The 2,296-nt window shown below is 69.9% G+C and carries 2 protein-coding genes; both read right to left on the reverse strand.

Annotated features, from left to right (window positions below):
* On the reverse strand, positions 1-1,545 hold a 1,545-nt coding region (locus VGD85_RS00320; RefSeq protein WP_331061452.1), incomplete at its 3' end, for a sialidase family protein.
* 119 nt (positions 1,546-1,664) lie between these two features.
* Positions 1,665-2,296, reverse strand: a 632-nt coding sequence (locus VGD85_RS00325) for a hypothetical protein (RefSeq protein WP_331061453.1), incomplete at its 5' end; no start/stop codon positions are given.

Consider the following 2,296-nt stretch of genomic DNA (forward strand, 5'->3'; position numbering starts at 1 on the left):
CGGTGCCTCGAGCCGGTCGTACCAGACGTCGAGGTCGAGGCGCCCGGCGGGGAAGCCGGTCGTGGTGATGGACCGCCGGCCGTCGCCCCACAGGTAGTGGAAGCTCGCGGCGTCACCCGCGACAGCCAGGTACTCACCGAAGTAGCACTGGGCGGTGCCGGGGTTGTAGTGCGGGAAGAGCGGCGGGATGCCCGCCGTCGCGTCGCTGACGCGGACGCCGGCGCCGTAGGTGACGCCACCATCGGTCGAGAAGGCGGTGTACACGTCGGTGCTCGTGTTTCCCGGGTTGTCGTTGCGCTTGTCGTACCACGCGGCAGCCACGACGCCCGTGGGCGACACCGCGATGTACGGGTCGAACTCGTCGAGGTTGTTGGCCGCGACCCCCATCTGCTGGACGTTCCCCCACGTGAGGCCGCCGTCGGTCGACCGCGCGACGAGCACGTTGGAGCGGTCCGTCGCGTTCGCCGGGTTCTCCATCCAGGCGACGTAGATGTTGCCGTCGTTCGGTCCTCCGGTCGTGTCGACGGCGAGCCAGGCACCGTGGAGCATCCGGATGTTGCCGTTGAGGATGGGCCGGGTGTTGTTGGTCCCGCAGTTGTTCGCCGCGGTGACGTCGCCCGGCTGCGCCGCAGCGGCGTCGATGTCGATGATCGCGCCGAAGGTCAGCCCGCCGTCGAGCGAGCGGAGGAACTCGATCTGGTCCGCGGCGCGGTTCGCGTAGGCGATGTAGATCTCACCGTTCGCGCCCACCTGGATGCTGCACCCGAAGGCCGCGGAGCCCTGGGGGACGATCACCTGCTCGCCGATGAAGGTGGCGCCGTTGTCGTTCGACCGGCTGAAACGCATCTCGCTCGTGCCGGTGGCCGCGTTGCCGGGCGTGGTCTGGAAGAACCGGGTCCAGCAGACGTAGACGTCACCGTCGTTCGCGCCACCCGTGTTGTCCACCGCGATCCACGGCTTGTCGTTCAGGGTGGTGCCGGCGAGCCCGGACGAGACCGGCGAGGCGTCGACGGCAGCCGCAAAGGTCTGGCAGCCGTCGGTCGAGCGGGCGATCCCGATCGCCGGGTTGCCGCCGGTCGTGGCGATCTCACCGTAGAAGAAGTCCCCGGTCGTCGAGTGGGCGGCGATGACCGGGTCACCCCGGCCGCCGATGCCGTCGAGGTCGGTCCACGTCTGCCCGCTGTTGGCGGACGAGGCGAGGCCGGACAGTCCTCCGGCGGTGAAGTCGTTGTAGCCGGCACAGACCGTGCTGGCGTCGATCGCCAGGGCCGTCTCGCTCTGGGTGGTGTTGTCGGTCGTCAGGTTGTCGTCAGCCGGGTCGTTGACCATGACGTCGGCGCCGAAAATGGGATCGCCCGGCGCGTTGGGCACGTCGAACGTCCTGTCGGCCTTGGGCCGTGTCGGCGTGTCCGTCGCCGCAGCCGGGGGGTCGACGAGGCCGGCCATCTCGAGGAGGAGCCGTTCGCCGGCTCCAGAGGGCGACTCGCCGGGCGGGAACTGGCCGAGGACGTCGGCCACGGGATCCGGCTGGGCTTGGGCGCTCACCGGTCCGGAGACCAGGAGTCCGCCCACCAGTATCGGGACGGCAGTGAATCCGATCAGTGTGCGTGCGAGCTTGCTCGATCGCATCGCGTTCCCCTTTCACGGGCGCGTGGCGGCGATGCTCAGGTCACTGGGCACCGCAACTTCGTGAGTAGGTCGGCGACCTCACGGCGGCGCTGCTCCGCCATCTCTGGGGTCGTCGTGACCGTGGTGGCCATCTCGGCGCGCGAGTCGGAGCTCTGGGCGTAGGCGAGCTGGAGCTCGGGTTTGCCGGGCAGCAGCCGTACGTCGCAGGTTCCGTAGCGCTCCGATGTCGAGGTCTCGTGGCCGCGCCCGGCCAGCCACTGCTCGAGACCGAGGTCGTCCTTCCGGGCGATGACGCAGATCTGCACGGCCGCCCGAGTCAGCTGTGCCGAGCCGGCGTCCGAGGGCACGGGACGGTCCACCGTCTCGGCCGAGACGCACGAGCGTGCCTCCAGCTGGAAAGCCGTGCCAATGACTGCCCTGTCCTCGGCCGACCAACCTGGCGGCACGGGCAGGATGAAGCCGTCCACGGCGAGGTGTCCCGCGCCGGCAGAGGTGGCGGCTGTCGCGGAGCGGTCGTGGCTGCCGCTCGTTGCAGCAGACCCCCTTGGCCCAAGGCCGTTCGAAGGCGTGCCGCAAGCGACGAGCAGGGCGCTCGCGACGAGCGTCCAGACCCCCTCGAGACAGCGACTACGCCGTGGTTTGGCCTGCTCCATGTTTCGGGACCCGT

It is taken from the genome of Nocardioides sp., assembly GCF_036401255.1.
GTDB lineage: Bacteria > Actinomycetota > Actinomycetes > Propionibacteriales > Nocardioidaceae > Nocardioides.